General features: G+C 40.2%; 3 protein-coding genes. All 3 read right to left on the bottom strand.

From position 1 onward, the window contains the following. On the bottom strand, window positions 1–1696 hold a 1696-nt coding region (locus tag H1P_RS35150), incomplete at its 3' end, for a glycoside hydrolase family 9 protein (RefSeq protein ID WP_144876400.1). A gap of 340 nt (window positions 1697–2036) precedes the next feature. Continuing rightward, complete coding sequence (locus H1P_RS35145; RefSeq protein ID WP_144876398.1) at window positions 2037–2549, bottom strand: YybH family protein; 513 nt, start codon at window positions 2547–2549, stop codon at window positions 2037–2039. A 99-nt stretch (window positions 2550–2648) separates the two neighbouring features. Further along, on the bottom strand, window positions 2649–3152 hold the full coding sequence (locus H1P_RS35140) for a GNAT family N-acetyltransferase (protein ID WP_144876396.1): 504 nt from the start codon (window positions 3150–3152) through the stop codon (window positions 2649–2651). Between the last annotated feature and the right edge of the window lie 140 nt (window positions 3153–3292).

Raw genomic sequence — 3292 nt, 5'->3', positions numbered from 1 at the left:
ACTCAAACTCAAGAGTCCAGCCATTGAGGGGAGTGTCACTCTGATTAGTAATATCGATGTTTCCTTGGAAACCGCTTCCCCAATCATTAGTAATATCAAAATCTACTTCGGAGTTTCCAGGATCGGGGTCAGGGTCAGGATCGGGATCGGGATCGGGATCGGGGTCAGGATCGGGGTCAGGATCGGGGTCAGGATCGGGGTCAGGATCGGGGTCAGGATCGGGGTCGGGATCGGGGTCAGGATCGGGGTCAGGATCGGGGTCAGGATCGGGGTCGTCAGGTGCCGAACTGTTTGGATCGAATAGCTTAGGAATCTCACTATCAGGCAATGGCGTACCACCGTATTGATCCACTAGATAAGCTAAAGCTCCTGTATATCCAGCATTGTAGTCCATCGCCACTTCATTAGCGATGAAATCAGTTCGGTCATCCTTGTAAGCATTATCGTCAGGCGCAGAAGGACCACCTACTAGTGCCCCGTATAGGACATTTTCAGTTTCGCCTTGATTGATATTATTGTTAGTCGAGCCGTGTGCTCCTCGGTGATGGGGATTTTCGGGAGAATTTTCGCCAAAACCTACCACATAACTACGATTATTAGGATTATCACCCAACATATAGTTAATCTGCTGCTCGGCAAACTTGGAGTATTTACCATCTTTATCGTTCACTGTATTTGCATAGATACCAGCAAGCATCGCTGTGTTAGCTGAATAGCGCAAAGATCCCCATTGAAGTAACCAAGCTAATCCGCCTTCTGTGTATTCAGGGATTCCTCCTTCACTTTTATCTACCATCCAGCGGTCTAACCAACCTTCAACTTGATCTTGATATTGAGGATCTCCTGTTTCCTGAGCTAGTAAGATAGCTGTTCCATATTTTTTGTCATCCCAGTCGTGAGTCCAAGGCGCATTCTTGATACCGTTAGTTTCTTGGAAATATTGCTCTGCCTTATCAAGATATTGAGAGTCTGTTTGACCAGCTGCTTTAGTTGCTTTATGCAGCCAAGTAGCTCCTAAAGCCAGTTCATCGATATAACCACTAAAAGAATTGTAAAAATTTGCAGCATCAGTGATGGAGTCAGTATATTTACCTTTATAGTCTTCAGCAAATTCATACAGCTTTACAGCCTGAGCTAATAACTTATCTGCATAGGCTTTGTCAGTAGAGCGAAAGACAATAGAAGCAGAGGCAAGAGCAGCAGCAGAACCACCTGCTAAATCAGAGCCAGGGTTTTGGGCATCGATTTTATAGGTAGGTCGCTCCATCGTCATTTTTTCTGGAGGACCCCAAAAGGCATGATCTGCTCCTCCATTACCGACCTGTCCGTAGAATACGTCATCGGCAGTAGTTGCGGTTCCTTTATCGTCGTAAGCTTTAAGGATGTAGTCTGTTCCCCATTTGATAGCATCTTTAGCCTCGTCAAGCTGACCAATCTTTTCGTACGCGCTACCAAATTCACTGACCCCCCAAGCAAGTGTGTTTATTGTTGCTGCCATCGGCAAACCAAACTTGACATGGTCTCCCGCATCGTAATAACCCTCAGTTAAGTCACGACCTACATCTGCACCATCGTTGAGAGCAGAATCACCACGCCAAGGAATGCGATTGTCTTCTGGTAAATCGCCCGATCTTTGTGCTTCATAAAATAAATATGATTTCTGAAGTGCTTCAGCGTAATTGAATTTTGCATTCATGGTTGAAACTGAATATCTGTATTATTCTCATAACATCGCAAACAAAAATAAAAAATTTGAATACAACCATGTTTCTCTAAAGGATCTACATAACTGTTAATATTAAGATATAGTTTCTTTACAAAAAGTTTCTGTTCTTCAGTTATATAGGAGTGTGCAGGTAGAATAAATGCAATCATAATCATCTATACTAACTATTTAAACTAGATTGTATTTTTAATGAAGCTTGACTCTTTAGACTTGCGCCAAAAAAAAAATTAGATAACTATCTATTGTAATTAATTCTTCTGTTGATTCTCTTGGCAAATAAAAGCGATCGCCGAATGAACAAAACCAAAGTTTATAAAGATACTGGCGCGGAAATATGCTCGTGAATAATTAGCCATTCACCATCGCGCTTCTCCCAAATATCAGTTTGACGACCATCAGTTTCTATGGGAGTACCATCATTTAATTCTGCCGAAAGATGCCATGTAAAAGTAGTCCAAGCTAAGTTATCTCGCTGTGTCAGGTGGAGATCGTCGGAAGCCGAAAGAATAAATTTCGGCATCTTATCAAATAAATTCTTTTGAATGCCTTGTTTATACTCATCCCAACCTTGATATTGCATGGGCAAAGCATCGTAAAAAATCAAATCTGCATCTTTGACATAGAATTTGGACAAAGCATCAGGATTATGGCTATTCCAAGCAGCATGGGTTTGGTCAATTAGCTGCTTAAATTCTAGTTTTTCTGTTTGGGTGTTTGATATTGGTTCAGCAAAGGTATCTTTAATAAAAAATGAATTAAATCCGAGAAAGATCGAAAATAAAGCGATCGCTAATGATATTTTAAAAGCTTTAGCAAATGACATGATAATTCTCCTCAAAAGTTGTTGTAAAGACGTGACTGTATTTGATTTTTTTTATTTTGATAAAAGATTTGATTAACCTTTTTTGCTACGCGAATAAAGCTAAATTAAAGATTTGTCCATCAAAATGCAGTTACCTGCAAGTGATGCGAAAACTTTTTGACCTTCATAGGTAAATGTCTGATATGGAATCTCAACACAATCTTGAAAGCCGAATTTTCTGTGAATATGTTGAGAAGTCGGATTATTAGCTGTAACTACAGCCGTTTTATATCCTTTCTTGATGGCATTCTCGATCGCAACTGCAACTAAATTATGGGCTATGTTTTTTCCTCTATGCTGTTGGCTCACTGCCAGAAATTCATGATGTAGATATTCATTAACACCGATACTTTTTCCTTGTTTGTATTGAGCGTCTAATTCATCCAACAATGCCAAGATTGGATTAAATTTCTCAGTTGGGGAAATTATTTCTTCTGACGATATTGCACCCCAGTCGTTAGCCAGCAATACTCCAATAATTTGCTTGGTTTCTTGAGATTGAGCAACAATAGTGAGAGACTCCTGGGCTGTTTTATGACCAAACTGCTTTGCTATATCAGTCATTTCTGAGAGAGAAATATCCCTCTTCTGTCACTTTCCGAAATTTGAACTACAATAGAAGAAATATTTAGAAGCTGTGAGGTAGAGAGGGCAATGGATGTAGAATTACAGATTCTCAAACATTTGAAGCGAGCGCCAATACC

The sequence above is a fragment of the Hyella patelloides LEGE 07179 genome, from assembly GCF_900659865.1.
GTDB classification, from domain to species: domain Bacteria; phylum Cyanobacteriota; class Cyanobacteriia; order Cyanobacteriales; family Xenococcaceae; genus Hyella; species Hyella patelloides.
This window is presented reverse-complemented; position numbering and strand designations above follow the sequence as displayed.

Coding starts and splice junctions, on each gene's coding strand:
- H1P_RS35145 (WP_144876398.1), bottom strand. CDS start 2,549: ATGTCATTTGCTAAAGCTTTTAAAATATCATTAGCGATCGCTTTATTT.
- H1P_RS35140 (WP_144876396.1), bottom strand. CDS start 3,152: ATGACTGATATAGCAAAGCAGTTTGGTCATAAAACAGCCCAGGAGTCT.